This is a genomic window from Vibrio sp. 10N.222.52.C3, assembly GCF_041474195.1.
Lineage (GTDB): Bacteria > Pseudomonadota > Gammaproteobacteria > Enterobacterales > Vibrionaceae > Vibrio > Vibrio crassostreae_C.
On record NZ_JBFRTQ010000174.1, the window covers coordinates 1 to 20,699 of the forward strand.

Sequence of the window (20,699 nt, forward strand, 5' to 3'; positions counted from 1 at the left end):
TTTGAAAACTGCCTTTAAAGATCCTTAGTTATTGTGATTAAAGCAATTAAGGCAGTGGAGCGATGATAGACATGACGAATTTGTTGCGCTCGGTCGACAACAACCACAAAGGGCTGCAATTGCTATTAGGCGACTTTTACAATGACTTTTCTGACGCAGCCCTAAATATAGAAGCGCTTCATAACGGTAATCATTTTGATGAACTCAATAGTTACTCAAAACGATTGAAGACCATCTTAACGTTGCTTTGCGACCAAGACCTTCCGCCAAAAATGGCCAAATTGGAACACTTGAGTAGACACGAGTTTCCTGCGCCGGAAGATCTAATAGAGGATGTAAAAACTGAATTGCACAACGTCAATCGACAAATCAACCACTTGTTGGATATTAAGGAAGTAATAGATGGCAAGTAACCGAGGTCAGTCATGAGCAATAACCAAATAGAACATCACCTCAGAAAAGCACTCGTTTCCAATAACGAGGCTTCTAAGGTCACAGCTGATGACACTATTGTGCTTGCTAGTGCCATGACCAGCGTTCACAAAACGTTGCTCATTATATTCTTGCTCGCTTTGGTCGCTATTGCGGTGGCGTCACAAGCACGTATCGATATTGTTGTTTCTGTACGTGGAGAACTGCTATTGGAATCGGATGTTGAGAAAGTTCAACATTTAGAAGGCGGGATATTAGAAGAATTGTTAGTCAGAAAAGGGGAAGTCGTTTATGAGGGCCAACCTATCGCTCGAATACGCTCACTTGACCGTAACACTCAACTTGATACCGTCAATACTGAAATTATTCAGATAGAGCTCGATAAGATTCGTTATGAAAGCTTACGCGACATGATAGAGCCTAACTTCGACGCTTTCATTGAGAAATACCCTGAGCAAGTTCAGGTCAACATGAATACCTGGAGACAAGAATTCTCTAAAAACCGTTCAAATGAAGAACTCATTACACACGATATTAAGCACAAGAACTCGTTGATCAGTTCAATGTTAAAGCGTCGCAAAAGTTCAGAGAATCAACTCTCTCTGATACGTAAGCAGCTCAACATCAAAAACACCCTATATAAAGAAGAGATGGCGTCTTATGTCGACGTTCTTAACATGAAAGTACAAGAGTCGAATATGGTGCGTGAGATTGAGAACCTTGACGAATCTGTGATGAATGAGCGTTTCCAACTCGACAAACTGGAAAAGCAACACCGTGACTTGGTTGAGAATCGAAACTCTGAGTACCAAGCACAAATCATTCAAGCGAACAAAGACCTCAAGCTAAAGCGAATCTTACAACCGCAGCATTCCGACAAGGTTGATCGCCTAGTCGTCTACTCGCCAGTCGATGGTGTGGTCGATAAACTTCACTTCAATTTCCGTTCTGCTGTGATTCCGCCAGGAGAAAGTATCGCCGATATTGCCCCAATAAATAATTCGTTACACGGTGAAGCGAAGATCCCACGTAAAGACATGGGATTTGTCGAAATTGGTCAGGCAGTGAAAGTAAAAATGGATACCTATAACTTTGCAAAATACGGGTTTGTTGAGGGAACCATCGCCTCAATCAGCCGTTCATCATACGAAGAAGAAGACGCTGAATTCTATTTAGCTGAGATTGAAATTGACCGAAACTTTCTTGAACGAGGAGGCACTCAATACAAGTTATCACCTTACATGGAGTTTACCGCTGATGTGAAAACAGGCTCGCGTCGCGTGATCGAATACGCTGCGAAACCGGTGATGTCAGCCATCGAGGATGCTTTCGATGAGAGATAATCAATGAGCGGTAAACCTTCGTACAATATTTCCATACCCGCCCTACGTCTAAGCATACTATTTAGCGTGGTATTGGCTGCGCTCGCTTTCTATTTATACTTTTCTTGGTCAAAAATAGATTCAGTCGCACAAGTGCAAAGCGCCCCACTGCTCATACAAGCCCAGAAGCTTAATCAGACCATAGAACAAGATATTCAAACTCTGCAACAGTGTTTAAGTACCAACACTTGCGGCACTAACGAATTCAACCTGGTTAACTTGAAGCTTGAAATTGATGAATTTCGCTCTTTAGCCTCGTTGAACAAAACCGAGTTCAGCTTGGTTGGGGCAACTGAATACACACAACTGGAATTGGCGATTAATCGTTTCTCCGATAGCGCAAAAACACGTAACGACGTATTAGGCTTGTACCTTTCATTGACCAATAACTATCTGCAGATGGACGACAACTATCGCACCATGTTTAACAACCATGCAAATGACTTAATGTCAGAAAAAAACGAGTTCTTTATCTGGTTGTTTATGGTGGTCGTGATATTGGCTGTGATTACGATTCTATCCAACTCAGTTGCTATGTTGAAGCTAAAGAAATCCAGTTCTAACGAACGCGAAATCGACTATGAATTCGATGCCCTGTATCAAGAGCTGAAGCAGCTAGATTTACAACGTCTTGAAGAGCTTCTTAATGAAGTTAGCATCAACCCCAAGCAGCGTCAGATTTACTCTCATCTCAAACTTATTTTCAGTAAATTAGAAGACCAAAAGCGCAATAACGATCTCTACAAACAGTTGTATGCGCTGATCGGTTATGAGATTCGCGGAATTACAAACACCATCAACGGTGGTGTCCAATATCTGGTTCAAGAAACCGATGAAAACGGCGTGTTGATGGCGAACGATATTACCTCTGCGTGTAGCACACTATCTGAGTTAGCAGAAAACTATAATCGCTTGATATCACAGGGTACGGAAAGCAAGTCGAAAGAGTTCTCTTTACTGAGCGTGTTATCTGAATTAATGATTCATATCAGTGCCAAAGTACAACGTAATGAAAGCCAACTTGACTGTTTTATCTCTGACAACTTACCCAATCGTGTAGAAGGTCAATCCACCAGCTTGTTCTGGATATTGTTCCTGCAGCTTTCCAATGCCATTCAACTCAAATCAAATAAGAAACTGTTTGTAACGATTGAATCGGGTGCGGCTTCAGACATGGAAAATACCCGTGTCACCATCAACCTCAACTTCTTATCAACACTGGATGTTTCTGTTGCCAAGCTCAACAAACTCCATTGGAGCGCACACAAAGACCATACAGCCAGCACAGATGACTTAGCGAAAAGCGTTCTGAAGGATTACGGATATTACGAGAGCCACTGGTTCCAGTCAGGGGCTCAGGAACGTTTTCAGATCGAGCTTGATCTTAAGGCTAAGAACTTCCACACAGAGAAAACTCGCTTTGATGGCAAGCGTTTACTCTTGTGTGCTAATACTCAAGTTCGCATCGATGTGATGAAGAAAATGCTCAGTAACTTGGGGCTTGATATCACCGAGATTCGCACTGCAAATGAGCTTTTCTCAGCGGCGAAAACGTTCGGTGATTACGATGCGATTATGCTCACCGATACCTTTGAACCCAACAAACTGCCCTCACTAAGTAAGACTGTGAAATCTCAGCTTAAGAACCACCCAAATACCAAGTTACTGTTGTCAGTGACCAACACTCAGCAAGCACAAGAGTGTCATAGCTTCGTCGACAAAATCATCAACGCCCCTGCTATCCCTTATGAGTTCATTCCAAACCTACTCACCATTATGGAAGCGGAAGCATCGGAAGAACAGATGGAGAACAGCTCATTCCTGATCGTAGAGGATGACCGAGTTCAGCAGATTTTACTGAAACGAATCTTGACCAAGCAAGAATACGAACCCGACATGGTTGGCGATGGCGCCGATGCCGTGAAGCACTTTATGAACAAGCGTTCTGACATCATCTTCATGGATTGCATCATGCCGGGTATGGGTGGCATCGAAGCCACAAAACGCATTCGCCAATTCGAACAAGAAAACGAGAAAAACCCTTGTACCATCATAGGTGCAACCGCATTGACCAGCAGTAACGAACACCAGGCTTGTATTGAGGCCGGAATGGATTACGTAATCAGCAAACCTTATAAAAGCGACCAAATCATCAAGGTGATCAACAAGTATGTGGCGGTACAAAAACTTAACTAGCAGCATCATAGCTGCGCTTACATTAAGCACGACACCTTCAGCATCGGCGACTACCCTGCTTGAGGCGGTAGAACTCGGTCTGCAGAACAGCCTTTCTCTTCGGGCGAGTGATAAAGGGGTCGAAGAGAACGAATACAACATTGGTATCAGCCGCTCAAAATTTCTTCCTTCCCTCAATGGTGCTGCCGATACCACATGGAACGAGAATGAAACCTTGCTATCAAGTGTGCCTGATGAAACTTCAAGCTATAACTCGAACAGCTACAGCCTTTCCCTTTCTCAATCGATCTTCAATCTGGGCGATATTTTCAAATATGGGACAGCAAAGCTCGACTTCAATATCGAAGAGATTAAACACGAGAACAAAATCCAAAGCACCATCTCTGAAATTGGCTCACAGTACTTTGAGTATTTGAAAAACAACGCACAGATAAAAGCGACTAAGGTCGAACTTAAATCGTCTGAGACGCGTGAACATCAGATGCGACGCAATGTGGAGCTCGGCAATACAGCCGCTAGTGAGCTGTACGAAGTAATAGCTCAGAAAGAAGGTGTGTCGAACCGATTAAGAACCTTGCAGAAAGATCGTCGCGTCATTCTCAACGGGCTCTCTATTCAAATTCAATACCCTATTACTCCGTCGCAAGACATATACGAAAGCGTGCCTTTAAAAGAGATCAACGAAACAGAACAACGCACGATCATGGATCAGGCGTTAAAGCTGAATAACGATTTATTGGTAGCAAAGAAAACCGTAGAGAGAAGCCGCAGAAGCTTAAAAGAGAGCGGTTCGAACTTCTTACCGACCGTATCGCTTTCAGCCAGCTATCGACACGATGACGCCAATAACTTCGACAAAACCGACATTACAGCGACAGGCGAAAGTAACTCAACCAGTGTTGGGTTAAACCTAGCAGTTCCTATCTTGTCTGGTGGCTCTGATTACTACGGCTATCAAAAATCATCGACGGCCATCGAACGTACTGAGCTGCTTTACCAAGATTCGCTTTACACCACACGTAACAGTGTGAATACCTCCGTGCTCAACATTAACGATTTCTCGCAGTCTATAAGCAGTTACGAAAACATCATTCGCGCCAACTACGCGTCTTATAAAGGGATCCAAAGAGCCTACCAATTGGGCACGCGTACTATCACCGACTTGCTGGCGGCGGAAAGTAAACTATTCAGCGCCTTAAGAGACTACGAAAGCGCACGATACGACTACATCATCGAGACCATCAAGCTTGAGCAAATTAAGGGAATACTCTCAATTCAATCTATCGAAAGCGTGATGCAATTAATGAGCGATATTGAGGGACGAGACAATCAAGATTTGGTGCCTAAACATCTTCTCTCAACGGAGTCGTTGAGGAAAGGAGGTCGCAATGCAAACTGAGCAGTTTTCGCAAAAGATCAACATGGCAGATAAGTGTTATCTGACTTTCTCAACGATAATATCGACCCTGTTTGGTTTGGTACTGCCCTTCTCCATTCTGATCATTTTTGACCGAGTGTTACCCAACCAAGCACAAGATACTCTGTTCTTATTGTTCGCGATTATCTTGATTTCTATCTTCCTCGACTATCACTTAAAAAATCAGGAAGAGAAGATTTCCTCTGTCATCATGAGGCAGTTTGAGACCAACTTAACCAATAAGGTATTTCAATCCATCTGTTTGGCGGAAATCTCTAAGTTCCGACGTTTGGAGCCAGGCGAATACCTAGAACGAATCTCAACCATTCCTGAATTGAAAACCTTCTTTGGTGGCGAATCGGTTCGAGCGCTTATCAACCTTGCCGTCAGCGTGATCACTATCCTCATCATAGGACTCATCAACATATGGGCTGGCATTACCCTTCTGATTGCCTCTGTCATCTTGGCTATTTTTGCGTGGAGCCTTTCCAAACAAAAGATTGGTAGTTTGCAGAATAAGTCAGACATCGAAGGGTTAACTACCTCCAAAATCATTGAGATCATCTCTAGCCCGCTTGATATCAAAGCTCGAAATATGGAATACCGCGTTGAAAGCCTGATGACACAAATGGTCGAAGAGCGCGAAGTTGAGAACATCAAATATGAGCAGATTGAATCTAACTTCAGCCTAATATTGGCGCTCATCCAACAGCTTTCTATAGCTTGTGTTGTTGTGGTACTGGCAACGGCCGTTATCAATATGGAATCTAGCCAAGGCATCATGGCCGCGATCATCATGCTAACCAACCGTTATTTTGCGCCTTACCAACAAGTGATGCGCACCGCGAGCCGTTGGGAGTTAAACAAACTCCATATTCAGCGTATCGTTGACCTCCTTGAATTGGCCGCCTCTGTTGAACACCAACATGAAACAACAGAAGTAGAACGTATCTCGGTTAAGTATTCTGAAAAGCAGCGTATCGAGTTCGAACTCGGACAAGCCTATTTGCTGACAGGGAAAAGTGGTTCAGGTAAGACCCACCTCGCTAACTGTATTACACGTCAGAACAGTGATAGCAAACTAGATATCATGATTAACGACACGCCTTTGGATGACGTCAATTACAACGTTTGGCGTAACAGTGTTCTGATGGTTGATAAGACCAGTTCGTTCGTAGAAGGGACGATTATCGATAACCTCACCTGTTTCCGCCCAAGCTTGAATAACACGGCGTTTGCACTGTGTGAAACCATGAACATCAAAGCTCAAATTGATGGGCTTCCTGCCGGTTTTTATACAGAACTCAAAGGCCATATGCGTAACCCATTCTCACGCCAAGTTGGCTACGCCCTATTATTAGTTCGCGCCCTGCTCGCCAGTAAGCGCGTATTGATATTTGATGACATCGACTGTGTGTTTGATGAGGAATTTGCACGAATGGTTCTCACCAGTACGGCTTATCGAGCCAACGACAAAATCTTGATCATCGCCAGTAATAAAATGGACAAGCTTAACCATCGCCTCAAACGCGTAAAACTTACCGGAGGTGACCAATGAGTATCTTAGTCGACTTCAATAATGTACCGCAACGTGTCTTGGATTTTGAATCCAGCGGATACGACGAACGTTACAGTCAATCGCCACTTATCCGCGGTTTGGCCTACACCTTGATAGCACTCGAATGGGAAGGCACACCCGCGATACTCAGCGATGCTTTTATTCCGAAACACAAAGACAGCGACAGCTTTACAGCAACCATAGAGCGTCTTGGGTATCGCTGTGATGTGACCAAATTAAAGACACTCGAGAATATAGATAAACACCCTCAGCCATGCTTTATTGAAATAGAGAATCTAAGTGCGATTTTCTTAGGCACCAAAGATGGAAAGTTGCTGCTGTTTGATTACACGAACAACAACACCATTGAATACCCAATGTGCAAAAAGCCCTGTTTGCTGATTGCGATTAGCGAATATTCTCGTCTGTTCCGCGAGCCACCTCCGGAATCGCAAGACAGAAGCAATTGGATTAAATACGCTTTCTATCGTTATAACAATGAACTTAAAAGCCTGATCATTCTCAGCTTCGTCATCAGTATTCTCGGTGCATTGCAGCCATTCTTTATTATGAGTGTATATAACTTCGCACTGACTTCGAGCTCCGAAGCCACACTCTATTGGCTAACCTTATTCGCCATTATTGTCGGCTTCTCTGAATACTTCTTTAAGAAAATGCGGGTCAACATCATTGCCACTTCCGGTAAAGACCTCGCCGTGCACATCTCGCAAGCCGTTATATCTAAATTGCTTTGGCTACCCTATGCGATGACATCTACTGCTGGGGTCTCTTCTCAGCTAGCACGTTTGAAAGATATCGATACCTTCCGACGCTTGGTGACTGCCGAATCGACGCTCAGCTATTTTGATATGCCGTTTGTGATCGTATTTATCATCGCCATTGCTCTGATGTCTGGTACAGCGGCATTAGTGGTGATGGGTGGTTTAATCCTGATGTTAGTGTTCTGTATTTACTCTCGCTATATCTACTCGCAAGCCACATCCAAAAGTTCGCGCGCCAATGCGATGGTCTCGTATCAATGGAACGAAATCCTTCGTGGTATCAAAACAATCCAAGGCCTGCCTTTACTTCGTGTCGTTCAATCTCGATTCAGTGCATCGCATATGCAAAGCACCAGCGATGCAGAGAACGTTGCCGTGACTAACAGTAAGATTCAGGCCGCTGGTGGCAGTTTGATTCAAGTGATTGGTACAGCAAGTATCGTGACCGCGGTAATCGGCGTGATGGAAGGTACTTCTGATGCGGGTGCCATGCTCGCAACCGTTATTTTGGTTTGGAAAGCGTTAGGCCCAATCATGGGTATCTATAACTCAATTTCCAAGTTCCAATCGATCAAGGCTTCATCAGCACAGATAAACAACCTGATGTCGATGAATGACGACAAATTGACCTTAGAAAAAAGCCCACCTATTCGCCTGTTCCAAGGAAGCATTGTGGGCAGCGGAGTCAGTCACCGATATGCAGGAGCCGCAACGGGTTTAACTAACTTGGGGTTCAAAATCCCACCCAGTGCCAAAGTGGTCATTTGTGGCCCTACGGGCTGCGGTAAAACCACCTTAATTTCAATCATTGCTGGGTTAGAAGACCGCTATCAAGGCGCTGTATCTGTCGATGGTTACAACATTAAACAGTTCAATAGCTACCGTTATCGCACGTCGATTAACTACATCCCTTTCAATTTGCATATTTTTGAAGGCTCACTTGAGACCAACTTCATTTTACACAACGGACTGATTCCAACAGACAAGATGCAAGAGATGATCAGCTTCTTCGAATTAGATGAATGGCTTCCGGAAGGCTTGGCTACTCAGTTAAGCGTGGATAAATGCAAAAGTCTTCCGAATGGAATTCAACAAAAACTGCGTCTGGTACTTGGCCTAGGTAACTGTGAGCAATCTCTGATTATCATTGATGAACCGTTCAACGGTGCAGAGCAAGAAAACGCTCAATACTTTAATCGCCTGTTCTCCGATAAATTGTTGAATAAGACCGTGATTTTTTCGACTAACGACCCTGGTTTGATCGCAACATCAAACATGAGTTTAGTGTTAGAGCCGGATGGAAATTTGAAATATTTTGGCTTAACAGACAAATACTTAAACAGCTTAAGCTAAAACCTCAACGCTTAATCACAATTCGCTATTTAGGGAAATGGATATAATTGACAAATTCATAAGCGAGAGGGATGATTCGCCCCAATACCACAGGTAACAAGGAAGAATATGTACACATTCGTTGCAGACAAGCTTGATGTAGCTTACTTATCCGCAATTCCTGAAAACCACCAACTTCAGGAGTGCGATGTACCTGAAGAAGAGATGGAGCTTCGAGAGATCGTTGAGGTTTGGTATGAGTCTGCCTTCCTACCCGCTTTCAATCTTCAGAAAATAGACATTGAGAACAAAGCAGAGCTCACCATCGTACAAATGCACGTATTCAGCAATGATACGAGCACACTCGCCTTCCTACTAAAAAACAGAGTGTATCGCGCCGCACTTAACAGAATGCTCGGTATTTGGACATTAGAACCCTCTGCAAAAACCGTATTAGAGCAACTTCTTTTCGAATTAAGCCTCGATAACAATCGTCCTCATTAGTAAGCTTTTTAAGTGATTCATCAATAAGCATAAAATTAAACAAACTGCCAAACGCTATAAATTACTAATAAAAGAACGCATTTCAAAATAAGCTCTGGAATCACAAGAACTTATACCTCTCCCACACTTACGTAAAATTTACCGTTTCAAAGTTTCCATATCGGCATTTTTATTCTACTGTTTTTATATAACGACAGTTGGATGGATCCTTATATGGCGATTACGGTTTGGAATAACCTTTCAGTCAAACATAAACTCTTTGGCTTAGTTCTACTTCCCATTTCATTATTACTCTTCCTAGCAGGTAGACAGGCTTATATATTAACGACTCAGTTAACCGATTTTGAACGAACCAATCAGTTATCTGTCTATCTTCAAGATATTTCTATTTTGTATAGAAGTACCTTAGCCTCTAGCCCTGAAGAGTTTGCTACTCAAAGCAACCAAGTAAAGGCAGAACTTAAAAACCTGTCTCCCATCATTTTTTTAGACGCATCTGGTGAAATGAATCAACTTGTTGCCGATTTCAGCGAAGCGACCTTATCGACGATGCAAGTGACTGACACTTACGATAAATTGGATGCCCTCGAATGGCAGAGCGATTTATACAAGCAACTGTTACTTGAAGTAGAGAAAGTCCCTTTTGAAAACACTAAACGTGAAATTCAACAGCACCTCACTGCCCTTCAACAACTTGAGTGGTTGATGTTTTGGTCGAACGAAGAGTTCAAGCTTGGTAGTTCACTGATTGAGATCTTCCAAATCAGCCAAGAGTACGACCCAGAACTCGCCGAACAGATCAAAACCTTGAGTGAAAGACAGCAATTGTTCTTAGAGCGCTTTGTTTCATTGAACGCCAACGAACATCAAGTTTCTTTGATGGTTGAAGTGTTTCGAAATGATGTGTTCGCTCAAAGCCAAGAGATAAGAAGCGCGCTACTCGACCTAAATACAATCAGCCAACTGACGCCACAAGAAGTGTCTGTCGGCTTAGAAGCGATGAGCGCACGGCTCAACTTATTACAAAGCCTGGGCGGCGTAATCAAGCAAGAGTTTCAACAAGAAGTTGAGCAAGCCATCTATGACGCGCAAATACAACGAACCCTGTTTATTTCAATCGTCGCTTTGCTGGCAGCGATTGTTATGGGTTTAACTCTTAGCTTGGCGAGACAAGTCACTAACAACCTTAATTTGGTGTTAGCTTTCTTAAAAAGCGAAAATGATGACACGCGCCCTTCTTTAGATAAATTAATCCAAGGTAAAGATGAACTCAGTCTGTTTGCTCAGCAAGTTGAACGATTGACCATCGAACGAGAGCTCGCGAAAGAGAGATTGACGGTAGCAAAAGAAGACGCAGAGAGAGCCAAAGAGGATGCCGAACACGCGAAAGACAACGCAATACAAGCCAGCAAAGCAAAAAGTAGCTTCTTGGCCAACATGTCTCATGAAATTCGCACCCCGCTCAATGGTGTTATTGGTATTTCGGAAATCCTCGCAGATACGCCGCTTACACCGACACAACGTGACTATGTTGATACGATCGAAACTTCATCCCAACTGCTCCTTAGCTTAATCAACGATATCTTAGACTTCTCTAAAATTGAGTCTGGCATGCTATTAATCAGCCCGCATTCTGCATCGATTAGAGAGTCGATATACGACATCGCCTCTATTGTGGCACCAAAAGCGAAAGAACAAAGAATATCGATTAACGTTGATATCAGCCCAGATACACCAGCACGCGTGATGATAGACGATCACCGTTTAAGACAGATCTTGATGAACTTTATGTCGAATGCGGTGAAGTTTACGGCTGAAGGTGGCGTCACATTATCAATTCAAACGCTCAACAAAGCAGATAACAATGCCACCATTCGATTTGCTGTACGAGATACGGGTATTGGTATCGCTTCACTGCAACAAAAACAGATATTTGAACCGTTCGCTCAAGAAGACGATTCAACCACACGTCAATTTGGTGGTACTGGTCTTGGTCTAGCCATCAGTACACAGTTGGTAGAGCTGATGGGTGGTCAAATTCAACTCGACTCCGTCAAAGGTGAAGGAAGCTGTTTCTACTTCGACTTGGTATTGCCTGTTGACTTGATACTGCCAAAACCAAGTACAGCAACGGCTGATATTTATGTGCTGGGTAACGAAAACATGCTCTCCGAGCGAATCGAGTCCGACCTTAACCTTTATGGTTTGAAGGTTACCGATAAAACGAATGATATAACGGCAATTACAGAGCAGCTCTCCACTCAAAAACACACTAAACCTATTACTGTTGTTTTCGCCGAAGATGACGCATTCCTAGCTAATACCCACGCAGATAACTTAGAAAAGCTGCACCAAAACGGCATCACTATCTGTTTGATACGTTCCTTCTTAAGTGAGCCAGCGAATCTTGGTGACAGCGTTACTGCACAAGTCGCACAGCCCCTACTCGGCTTGCGTTTAATTAAAGCTATTGAGCTTTGTGATACACGAGGTTTGGCGGAACTATCAGAAGCAAGCCAGACATCAGTCGAGATCCAACACAAAATCCTCATCGTTGAAGACAACAAGATCAACCAAAAAATTGCTGGTCTTCATGTCGGTAAAAGTGGTTTTGAATTCGAGTTCGCTAATAATGGTCAAGAAGCTGTGGACATGTTCACCGCTAATCCTCATTACGCGGTGATACTCATGGACTGCATGATGCCGGTTATGGATGGCTTTGATGCAACAAGCAACATCCGAAGAATTGAAAAAGAAACAGAAGCGACGCGACGCATCCCTATCATTGCATTGACCGCCAGTGTCATCGATGACGATATTCAGAGGTGTTTCGACGTTGGTATGGATGACTATGTACCAAAACCATTCAAGTTCGAAATGCTTAAAGAGAAAGTACTCACCGCGGTAGAAGCTATGCCACTACCAGCTTCCTATAAAGCTCAACCTAAGAAACAACCTGCAACTGTCACTCCAATTATCAACGGGGCTGCGACCAAACGTACTTTGCCTGAAGAAGCGGAACAAAACGCAATTCCGAGCAAATCACAGAGAATCTTGCTAGTCGAAGACAACCGCGTCAATCAAAAAGTAGCTTCTATCATGCTGAAGAAGGCCGGATATGCCTTTGAAATTGCAGACAACGGACAAATTGCCGTTGATATGTACCAGAACGACAGTAGCTTCGACATTATTTTGATGGATTGCATGATGCCTGTTATGGACGGTTTCACGGCAACTAAGGAGATTCGAGAACACGAGAAAAACCAAGGCTTAAGCAAAACTCCTATTATCGCGTTAACCGCTAGTGTTATCGATGATGATATTCAAAAGTGCTTTGATTCCGGAATGGATGGATACGTAGCGAAGCCCGTAAGAAAAGAAAAGCTATTCCATCAAATAGAAAGTGCGACTTGTTAGGAGATACCTCATGGATTGGATTAGAACAATAAAAACACTTCCCCGCAGAGTCATGTTGCCAGTCGCGGTAGGGCTATTAGGAAGCTTGCTTTTTCTAAGCCCTGCTCACGCCGCTGAAGATTATGCCATATTTTCTTTAGACTCCGGATTTGAAGAGATATCAATAAACAAAGCGCGAAAGCTCTATAGAGGGAAAACTAAGCACCTCAATGGCAAACGTGTTGAACTGTCTGATTGGCCTGAGAACAGTGCCGAAAGAGAGGACTTTTATCAGCTTTTGCTTGGAAAAAATGCCGCTCAAATGAATGCACACTGGGCTGGTTTATCTTTTTCAGGAAAAGCGCGTTATCCAAGAGAAATCAAAACGGCGTCAACCGACAGCTTAGTCGACTGGCTTGATGACAAACCAAACCGTATTGGTTACTCCCCACTCTCTTCGGTTCCTCAAAATGCCAACGTTCTCTACGTTATAAGTTCGGAGAAATAATATGAAAAGAATAATTACGTCAGTGTTATGTGCCTCAATGGCCTCTCCGGCTTTTGCGAATATCGAACTTACCGATAATTTATCCTTGAGTGGCTTTGGCTCAACGTCTTGGGCAACATCGGATAACGATAATCCATTAATCATCAACCGCGGTTTTACTGATGAGAGCTGTTACGACTGTGATACCACATTTGGTGTTCAACTCGATTACTTCTACAACTCATTCAAAGCTTCCGTGCAAGTTGTTAAGCCACCCCAATATGATTGGAGTGAGCCGCAGCTAGAGTGGGCTTACTTAGGTTATGAATTTAATGACTTTGATGTCAGCATTGGTCGATTACGACTACCATTATTCCTTGCCTCTGAGTACTACTATGTGGGCCAAGCCTATATGACAGCAAGGCCACCGACAGAGGTGTATAACAGCGTTCTCGGAGTCACAGCTTTCAACGGTATAAAAGTGAGCTGGACTCACGATGTCAGTGACGAAGCTACTCTTTTACTTACTCCGTTTATCGGCATAAAAGATAAAAATGACGTAGATTTCAACTCGACTACAAAACTGGAATTTGAAACCAATCGCATGTTCGGTGCCAATCTTCAATTGAGCGGTGAAAACTATCGTTGGAACTTGTCATTCCTCGACTCCAATTTTGATCAAACCGTTTCTGGCACGATTACAATCCCTGGGACTTCGATAACAGCTCCATTCAGTAGCAAACAAGACAACCAACACATTCAACTTTGGTCGTTAGGTGTTGAGTATGAATTAGGTCAAGCGGTGCTTGCAAGTGAAGGACAGATCAGTGACATCTCGTCCTCGATGTACGCTAGTTTGGGCTACAGACTAGATTTATTCACTCCATACGTCGTTTACGGAGCAGAGTTTGATTCTCACGAACACCTAACAGGAAACAGCTACCTAATTGGTGTGGATTACGATGTGTTACCTAACGTCTCCATCAATGGCGAAGTGCAATATTTTGAGGCTCGTAAAGCAAACGGTGCCTTTGTTGAGGATTTCAATGCACTTACTGGTTTTGATGACAAAGATGCCGTCCTTTACACCATCATGTTGAGTTTCGTCTTCTAACCCAAATCCTTTTCCAATTACGCCAGACGAAACTGGCGAAGAGTTTATGGTAAGTGCAACGAATCCATATGTAAGCAGCACTGGGTATTCGGTACTCAAGCAAGGAGGTAATGCAGTCGATGCAATGGTGGCGATGCAGATGACAATGTCGGTGGTTGAACCGGATATGACTGGGATTGGCGGCGGTACTTTTGCGCTGTTTTACCAAAAAGACAAAGACCAAGATTGATCGCACCAAACCTTACGACCCAACGGGTTTGCTCGTCGAAAAGAAAACCTACGCCGAAATGTTAGTACCAGAGTTCATGCAGCTCGGTTATCCGGTGCATGTCATTCCAGTCGTCAGTGGCTTGAATGCCATTGAAGTCAAAGATGGCAAGATCTATGGCGCGACCGACAGACGCCGTGCATCAAGCTCTATGGGTGAATAATAAAACGAAATGGGCAAGTAACAGGCTTGCCCTTATTTTGTCTTTAGTTGCTTGAACCTCGTCTAAGCAGTTCATGGATGCGAAAAAGCCAGTCGAACGTGTCGACTGGCTTTTCATTATAGGCTTCGCTAATTACTCATTAGGATATTATGAGCTTGGCGCTACTCGTTTATCTTTCAACTGATCAATAACATAGTCAGGAGCTACTTTACCTAGCTCACCTAAGCAATCATCGGTCTTTTCATTTCCGTAGCGCACATAGATATCGCATACCGCGTATAGCTGCTCTGGAGAACCAGAGATCAAATATGCTTTCTCGAACGATTTAGTCGACTTGTCGATATCCAACTCTTCTTGTAATACCCCATTTAGGTACCAGTAGTAGCTGTTATCTTTCGCTAACTTCGCAGCCACTTCAATCTCTTTGGCTGCCGCAGTTTTGTCTTCAAGGCGAACCAGAGTCAACGATTTCGAATAATGCAGAGCGGCGTTGTTTGGCACGCTCTCCAAACCACGATCTAATACTTCGACTGCTTGCTTATCTTTGTTCTGAGCTCGAAAATTATCTGCGTAGCTCAACCAAACTTGCGCTTCTTTTGGATGCGTATTGATCAGCTCTAGATAAACCGTTTCCGCCTTATCCCAGTCATTGTGCCAACGAAGCACATCAGCAAACAGTAATTGGTACTTTTCAGATTCTTGCGTTTCCAAGAAGCTAATAAGCTCTATGACTGGTGGTTCAATTTGTGCTTTCTGCTCGTCATCCAATGCATTGAAGTCACGGACTAGGTTTGACGTTGCCGTATGGCGAACCATGGTATCGATGTCTTTTAGCAGGGGGGAAACTAACGCCCAACGATGCTCAAGTTGGTAAGGTTCAGAACCGATAACCGCCGCTTCACGAACTTCAGGGTTTTGATCTTTTAAGCCTCTTGCCACCGCCACCAGCGCATTTTGGCTTGGATATGAAGCAAGCTCTTGCAGTGCACCAGTACGATTTTCAACAGATTGATTCTGATCTTGTGCCATGTAAGACAACTGTTGAATGCGGGTTTGAGTGTCCGTCATTTCAAGCACTTGATTGATATTTTGTGCTGGCGCGTCAACCGTTTGTTGAACACTATTCGCAGCCATCGCAGACGTTGAAATTAATGCGGACGTTGAAATCAATAAAGCAACAGCCGTCACTAAACTCTTCTTCATCATAGTATTACCTTAAACTGGAGAACTTAGCCTGTCCTTAGACTCGTATCTGATTAAATTTATCTTGGACCTGTTGATCCAAAGAACGAGTTAAAACTTGGTCTCGAACGTAGCTTGTTGCGCCTGTTTTGCTCGATGCGCCATCAATACTGAGTCGCTGAATTTACCATGAGCAACCGGATGCCCCATCGCGCGAGCGATGTACGCCATCGACTTATCGACATGAGAAAAGAACTTATGCCAACCTGCACATAAGTAGTTCAAGCCCGGTTCGCCTGCACGAGTTTTGATAAAGCGGTTCTTAGGGCACTCACCATGACAAGCGAACTTGTAATCACACTGCTGACATTGACTGGTCAGTGTGCGGGATTTAGCAAAACCAAACTTTTGCTGTGGTGCGCTGTACGCCAAATCATCAAGTTTCTCGTGATGAATATTGCCAATTTTGTACTCAGGGTAAACATAGTGGTCGCATGAGAAAACATCGCCATTTGGCTCCATTGCCAAGCCCTTTCCGCATATCTCATTCAAGGTACACAGTGGGTTCGGACGCCCAATCCATGTTTCTACGCTCGCTTCAAAATACTGAACAAACACCTTACCGATGTCGTTCTTAGCCCACTCGTCAAATACAGAAATCAAGAAGTTACCCCAAGCCAAATCCGACACACACCACGATTCCATGATCGAATCTTTATGGCCGGGGATCAGGCGTTTGTCGCCTTGTTTGAGCTGCTCGCTTACTTGCGATGTTTGTGGTGCAACCGTTCGGAACGTTTTCTGTTCAACGATAGGAATAAACTGCATTTGCGGTGACTTCACAACATCACGTAGGAAGCGATAGACCTCAAGTGCATTTTGACTGGTGAGGTTATTCACACAGGTAAGCGTTGCGAACTTCACTTGGTGTTTGTGCAGCAGCTCCACAGCCGCCATCACTTGTTTGAATGTGCCACGGCCAGCTCTGTTAACACGATAGGCATTGTGCAGCATTTCGGGACCATCAATACTCAAACCGATCAGGAAGTTGTTCTTCACAAGAAACTCCGCCCAATCATCATTCAGCAAGGTACCATTGGTTTGTAAATCGTTTGAAATCAATACACCTTCAGGTTGGTACTTTTTCTGTAGCTCAACCACGCGTTCAAAATACGCCAAACCTAGCATTGTCGGTTCACCGCCCTGCCATGAGAAGATAATTTCTGGCGTGTTTTGACCTTCGATGTATTGTCGGATGTAGGTTTCTAACGTCTCATCATCCATTCTTGGAGAACTGCCTTTCTTGTACTCCAACAAATCTTGCTTACTTAGGTAGTAACAATATTTACAGTCAATGTTGCATGCTGCGCCAATCGGCTTAGCCATGACATGCAAGCGCTTAGACGCTTTACCGTTATATTGTGGACCTTGAGTAATATGCATGATTTACCTACCTATTTTAGTATTCTGGGCCCATCATAATTCCTATTCGAACAGGTGACATGTTATACCCTTTATAACCAATAGGAATGACCTTAAACGTTAGAATTAGACCCTATTTCGAACATCTGAGGCACGTGATGAAATTTCTTAATTACAAACAGTTAGCAACAATTAGCAGCGTCACCATGACTATCCTTCTGAGTGGCTGTGCAAGCGTGCCTACACACCCCATCGCCCAACAAATTGACCAAGAGATGGTGTTGGTTGAAGGCGGCACATTCACCATGGGGTCGAACGGTCCAGAAGCGACCAAAGCAGAGCGTCCTGCACGTAATGTAACTGTAGATAGTTTCTATATTGCGAAGTTCGAGGTGACTCAAGAATTATTCGAATCGGTGATGGGTTCATCTCTCAGTTATTTCCAAAACCCACAAGTTCCGGTCAATAACCTTAGTTGGCAGCAAGCAAACTATTTTGTTGAGCAGTTGAATGAATTAACGGGTGAAGAATACCGTCTGCCTACTGAAGCTGAATGGGAATTTGCAGCCAAAGGTGGCAATAAAAGTAAAGGCTATACTTACAGTGGTTCCAATAACTTAGATGATGTTGCGTGGTACTCAGCAAATTCTAAAAATAGCGCACATCCAGTCGGGCTAAAGAAACCAAATGAACTAGGCTTATATGACATGACAGGAAACGTGGGCGAGTTTGTTATCGATGCCTTCGATGACACCTTCTACCGATTCGGTCCAACAGACAACCCTAACAACGCAAAACACAGCGACGTCGGTTTATCACACAAATCGGTTCGCGGTGGCAGCTTTGCTTATGACGAAAATGAATCTGAAAGTTACCGTCGTGACTTCGCAAGCCAATCGATCACTATGTCAGATATGGGGCTGCGTTTAGTTAAGGATGTGAACTAGCTAACGAAGCGAACTAACTAAAGATGCCGAAGGTTATGGTTCACTAATCGTCACCAACAATACTAAAAATACGATTCGCACTGCACACACGTTACAAATCTGGCCAAACGTTGGAAACCTGACCAAATATTAGAACTCAGCGGCAACTGTGAATAAGGAAACTCTATGCAATACACCAAGCTTTCAGGACTAACCCTCGCGTTACTCTGCGCTCTCCCAGCTTCAGCTGAGGAAAAGCCAAATCTAGTCCTTCAAATCACGGTAGATGGCCTGCGCGCAGATCTAATCGAACGATATAAGCACAACTTCGGTGAAGGCGGTTTCCGGTACTTAATGGATGATGGTACCTACTACACCAACGCAAACTACCAACATGGCAACACGGAAACGATCGTGGGCCATGTGTCGCTTGCAACAGGTGCTCCACCGAGCGTACACGGCATGGTAGGTAACGTTTGGTATGACCGTAACGAAGAACGTTTGGTGTATAACGTAGAAGACGGTAACTACCAAATGCTGACCTCTGGTGCAGGTGTCGATAAAGCAACAGAGATCGACCCAACGCAGAAGACAGCACAAGGCGATGGCCGCTCTCCAGAGCCAATACTCTCCACCACGTTTGGTGACGAACTGACGATTTCCAATAGTGGCAAATCAAAAGTATTCGGTGTGTCAGTGAAAGACCGCGGCGCAATCTCATTGGCAGGACACAGTGGTAAAGCCTTCTGGTTCTCCAAAGCACAATCGGAGTTTGTCACCAGTAACTATTACTATGACGAGTATCCAGATTGGGTATCACGCTGGAACGAGAAAGCGATTGCTGCTCAGTATTCCAAACAGAAATGGGAGCTCTCATTACCGCGTGATAAATACACGTTGCAAGAACACGATACCGAACACAAAGTGAAACTCGGTGACTTCCAACGCACCTTCCCTCATCCTTATGGCCCGGCAAGTTACAAGTACTACAGCACAACGCTAACCGTCAGCCCTGCTGGTGACGAAATCACGGAAAACTTCGCTAGCACCTTGTTGATGCAAGAGAAGCTTGGCCAAGGCGACGTGACCGATTATCTGTCAGTGAGTTTCTCATCAAATGACTACGTGGTGCACCTTTACGGCCCTGAAAGCCTAGAAACAGAAGACAACCTTATCCGACTTGATAAGACTCTCGCTAAGCTTTTCAAAACCGTGGATAACCAAGTCGGGCTAGAAAACACATTGATTGTGCTGTCTGCCGACCACGGTGTACCTGAATCTTCACCTGCGGCAAATGCGCTTGGTTTCAATCAAGCTCAATACTTCAATAAAGACACACTACTCTCGAGTGGTGTTGAGAAACGATTGAAGGATGAATTTGGTTTAACCAAAGACGCGATTCGCTTGTACGCACAACCTTACATCTATCTGAATCATGATCTGATCGCTGAGAAGAAGCTTGATCTGGCTAAGGTCCAAGAAGCTATTGCGGATGAAAATGCAAAAGTGAAAGGTGTTGCGTTTGCTGTATCAAGTAGTGACATTGCGGCTAACCGAGTACCGGATACGCATGTGATGCAGCTAATTAAAAACAACTACCACCCTGCTCGTTCTGGCGACGTGTACGTAGTATTTGCACCGCGCAGCTACATTAACGACATGGAAGGCCTCCAAATTGCCTCTACACATGGTTCTCCTTGGAAATACGACACTCATGTGCCTGTGATCTTTGCAGGCTACGACGTTGAAGCTAAGAAGGTATCGCGACCAGTGACGCCATATGACATTGCGCCAACGCTTTCGAACAAACTGGGTATCACCCAACCAAGCGGGTCAATCGGAGAAGTGCTGCAAGAGATCACTGAGTAGACTCAATCTCTAAGGTTTCGTGAGCTAGATTTCGAATCCAGCACCCACTCAATAAAAGAGCCGTTTATCTGTTTCTGACTCACTAGGTCGAAACAAATAAGGTTCATCGCGGATTAGCGGGAACTAAAAACAAAAACGGTAGTAAGTGATATGGTTTAGTCGCCAAACAAAAATCATACACAAACTACCGTTTTCATGCCGAATCATACTTTCCTATCTTCATTCTGGGAAGGCTTTCAAATAGTAAAGTCTCACCAGACAGCATCACT

Annotated in this window: 15 protein-coding genes and 1 pseudogene; 14 read left to right on the forward strand and 2 right to left on the reverse strand. The window is 44.0% G+C overall.

All coding sequences use genetic code 11. From position 1 onward, the window contains the following. Nucleotides 1-62 precede the first annotated feature (62 nt). From AB4517_RS21170 to AB4517_RS21225, 12 genes and pseudogenes are all read left to right on the forward strand, one after another. Entirely contained in the window at nt 63-413 is a 351-nt protein-coding gene (locus tag AB4517_RS21170) for a hypothetical protein (protein ID WP_017060458.1), read from the forward strand. Nucleotides 414-425: 12 nt separating this feature from the next. Beyond that, nucleotides 426-1,775, forward strand: coding sequence for an HlyD family type I secretion periplasmic adaptor subunit (locus AB4517_RS21175; protein ID WP_017060459.1), 1,350 nt, complete (start codon nt 426-428; stop codon nt 1,773-1,775). A gap of 3 nt (nt 1,776-1,778) precedes the next feature. Further along, nucleotides 1,779-4,010, forward strand: a complete 2,232-nt coding sequence (locus AB4517_RS21180; RefSeq protein WP_102332850.1) for a response regulator — start codon at nt 1,779-1,781, stop codon at nt 4,008-4,010. Beyond that, on the forward strand, nt 3,985-5,409 hold the full coding sequence (locus AB4517_RS21185; RefSeq protein ID WP_017071223.1) for a TolC family protein: 1,425 nt from the start codon (nt 3,985-3,987) through the stop codon (nt 5,407-5,409). The genes AB4517_RS21180 and AB4517_RS21185 overlap by 26 nt, the downstream gene beginning before the upstream one ends. Continuing rightward, nucleotides 5,399-6,985 (forward strand): ABC transporter transmembrane domain-containing protein, encoded by a 1,587-nt coding sequence (locus AB4517_RS21190; RefSeq protein ID WP_017060462.1) that lies wholly within the window; start codon nt 5,399-5,401, stop codon nt 6,983-6,985. The genes AB4517_RS21185 and AB4517_RS21190 overlap by 11 nt, the downstream gene beginning before the upstream one ends. Continuing rightward, on the forward strand, nt 6,982-9,120 hold the full coding sequence (locus AB4517_RS21195) for an ATP-binding cassette domain-containing protein (protein WP_017060463.1): 2,139 nt from the start codon (nt 6,982-6,984) through the stop codon (nt 9,118-9,120). Before AB4517_RS21190 ends, AB4517_RS21195 begins: the two co-directional genes overlap by 4 nt. 108 nt (nt 9,121-9,228) lie before the next feature. Further along, a complete protein-coding gene (locus AB4517_RS21200) occupies nt 9,229-9,603 on the forward strand; it encodes a hypothetical protein (protein WP_017060464.1) in 375 nt (124 codons plus the stop codon). A gap of 213 nt (nt 9,604-9,816) precedes the next feature. Next, nucleotides 9,817-13,020, forward strand: a complete 3,204-nt coding sequence (locus tag AB4517_RS21205) for a response regulator (protein WP_372149833.1) — start codon at nt 9,817-9,819, stop codon at nt 13,018-13,020. A 10-nt stretch (nt 13,021-13,030) separates the two neighbouring features. Further along, nucleotides 13,031-13,507 (forward strand): hypothetical protein, encoded by a 477-nt coding sequence (locus AB4517_RS21210; RefSeq protein ID WP_017060466.1) that lies wholly within the window; start codon nt 13,031-13,033, stop codon nt 13,505-13,507. Nucleotide 13,508: 1 nt separating this feature from the next. Continuing rightward, complete coding sequence (locus AB4517_RS21215; RefSeq protein ID WP_372122736.1) at nt 13,509-14,600, forward strand: sulfate ABC transporter permease; 1,092 nt, start codon at nt 13,509-13,511, stop codon at nt 14,598-14,600. Between the two features lie 145 nt (nt 14,601-14,745). Then, on the forward strand, nt 14,746-14,829 hold the full coding sequence (locus AB4517_RS21220; RefSeq protein ID WP_371726260.1) for a hypothetical protein: 84 nt from the start codon (nt 14,746-14,748) through the stop codon (nt 14,827-14,829). Next, nucleotides 14,819-15,031, forward strand: a pseudogene (locus tag AB4517_RS21225) (gamma-glutamyltransferase); the annotation flags it as partial. The gene AB4517_RS21220 and the pseudogene AB4517_RS21225, both read left to right, overlap by 11 nt. 147 nt (nt 15,032-15,178) lie before the next feature. Here the strand turns inward: AB4517_RS21225 and AB4517_RS21230 are convergent. Together AB4517_RS21230 and AB4517_RS21235 are read right to left on the reverse strand one after the other, a co-directional pair. Continuing rightward, nucleotides 15,179-16,237, reverse strand: a complete 1,059-nt coding sequence (locus AB4517_RS21230; protein ID WP_372149836.1) for a hypothetical protein — start codon at nt 16,235-16,237, stop codon at nt 15,179-15,181. Nucleotides 16,238-16,324: 87 nt separating this feature from the next. Beyond that, nucleotides 16,325-17,656 carry an anaerobic sulfatase maturase gene (locus tag AB4517_RS21235; protein WP_371725555.1) on the reverse strand — a complete coding sequence of 444 codons (1,332 nt, stop codon included), beginning with the start codon at nt 17,654-17,656 and terminating at the stop codon, nt 16,325-16,327. A gap of 137 nt (nt 17,657-17,793) precedes the next feature. Between AB4517_RS21235 and AB4517_RS21240 the strand changes: the two genes are divergently transcribed. Beyond that, entirely contained in the window at nt 17,794-18,582 is a 789-nt protein-coding gene (locus AB4517_RS21240; protein WP_017060470.1) for an SUMF1/EgtB/PvdO family nonheme iron enzyme, read from the forward strand. 165 nt (nt 18,583-18,747) lie between these two features. Next, nucleotides 18,748-20,430 carry an alkaline phosphatase family protein gene (locus AB4517_RS21245; RefSeq protein WP_372149838.1) on the forward strand — a complete coding sequence of 561 codons (1,683 nt, stop codon included), beginning with the start codon at nt 18,748-18,750 and terminating at the stop codon, nt 20,428-20,430. The last annotated feature ends 269 nt before the right edge of the window (nt 20,431-20,699 follow it).

What these genes read in the sequence shown, in the direction of transcription:
- AB4517_RS21170 (WP_017060458.1), top strand. Translation starts at nt 63, where the DNA reads ATGATAGACATGACGAATTTGTTGCGCTCGGTCGACAACAACCACAAA.
- AB4517_RS21175 (WP_017060459.1), top strand. Translation starts at nt 426, where the DNA reads ATGAGCAATAACCAAATAGAACATCACCTCAGAAAAGCACTCGTTTCC.
- AB4517_RS21180 (WP_102332850.1), top strand. Translation starts at nt 1,779, where the DNA reads ATGAGCGGTAAACCTTCGTACAATATTTCCATACCCGCCCTACGTCTA.
- AB4517_RS21185 (WP_017071223.1), top strand. Translation starts at nt 3,985, where the DNA reads ATGTGGCGGTACAAAAACTTAACTAGCAGCATCATAGCTGCGCTTACA.
- AB4517_RS21190 (WP_017060462.1), top strand. Translation starts at nt 5,399, where the DNA reads ATGCAAACTGAGCAGTTTTCGCAAAAGATCAACATGGCAGATAAGTGT.
- AB4517_RS21195 (WP_017060463.1), top strand. Translation starts at nt 6,982, where the DNA reads ATGAGTATCTTAGTCGACTTCAATAATGTACCGCAACGTGTCTTGGAT.
- AB4517_RS21200 (WP_017060464.1), top strand. Translation starts at nt 9,229, where the DNA reads ATGTACACATTCGTTGCAGACAAGCTTGATGTAGCTTACTTATCCGCA.
- AB4517_RS21205 (WP_372149833.1), top strand. Translation starts at nt 9,817, where the DNA reads ATGGCGATTACGGTTTGGAATAACCTTTCAGTCAAACATAAACTCTTT.
- AB4517_RS21210 (WP_017060466.1), top strand. Translation starts at nt 13,031, where the DNA reads ATGGATTGGATTAGAACAATAAAAACACTTCCCCGCAGAGTCATGTTG.
- AB4517_RS21215 (WP_372122736.1), top strand. Translation starts at nt 13,509, where the DNA reads ATGAAAAGAATAATTACGTCAGTGTTATGTGCCTCAATGGCCTCTCCG.
- AB4517_RS21220 (WP_371726260.1), top strand. Translation starts at nt 14,746, where the DNA reads ATGTCGGTGGTTGAACCGGATATGACTGGGATTGGCGGCGGTACTTTT.
- AB4517_RS21230 (WP_372149836.1), bottom strand. Translation starts at nt 16,237, where the DNA reads ATGATGAAGAAGAGTTTAGTGACGGCTGTTGCTTTATTGATTTCAACG.
- AB4517_RS21235 (WP_371725555.1), bottom strand. Translation starts at nt 17,656, where the DNA reads ATGCATATTACTCAAGGTCCACAATATAACGGTAAAGCGTCTAAGCGC.
- AB4517_RS21240 (WP_017060470.1), top strand. Translation starts at nt 17,794, where the DNA reads ATGAAATTTCTTAATTACAAACAGTTAGCAACAATTAGCAGCGTCACC.
- AB4517_RS21245 (WP_372149838.1), top strand. Translation starts at nt 18,748, where the DNA reads ATGCAATACACCAAGCTTTCAGGACTAACCCTCGCGTTACTCTGCGCT.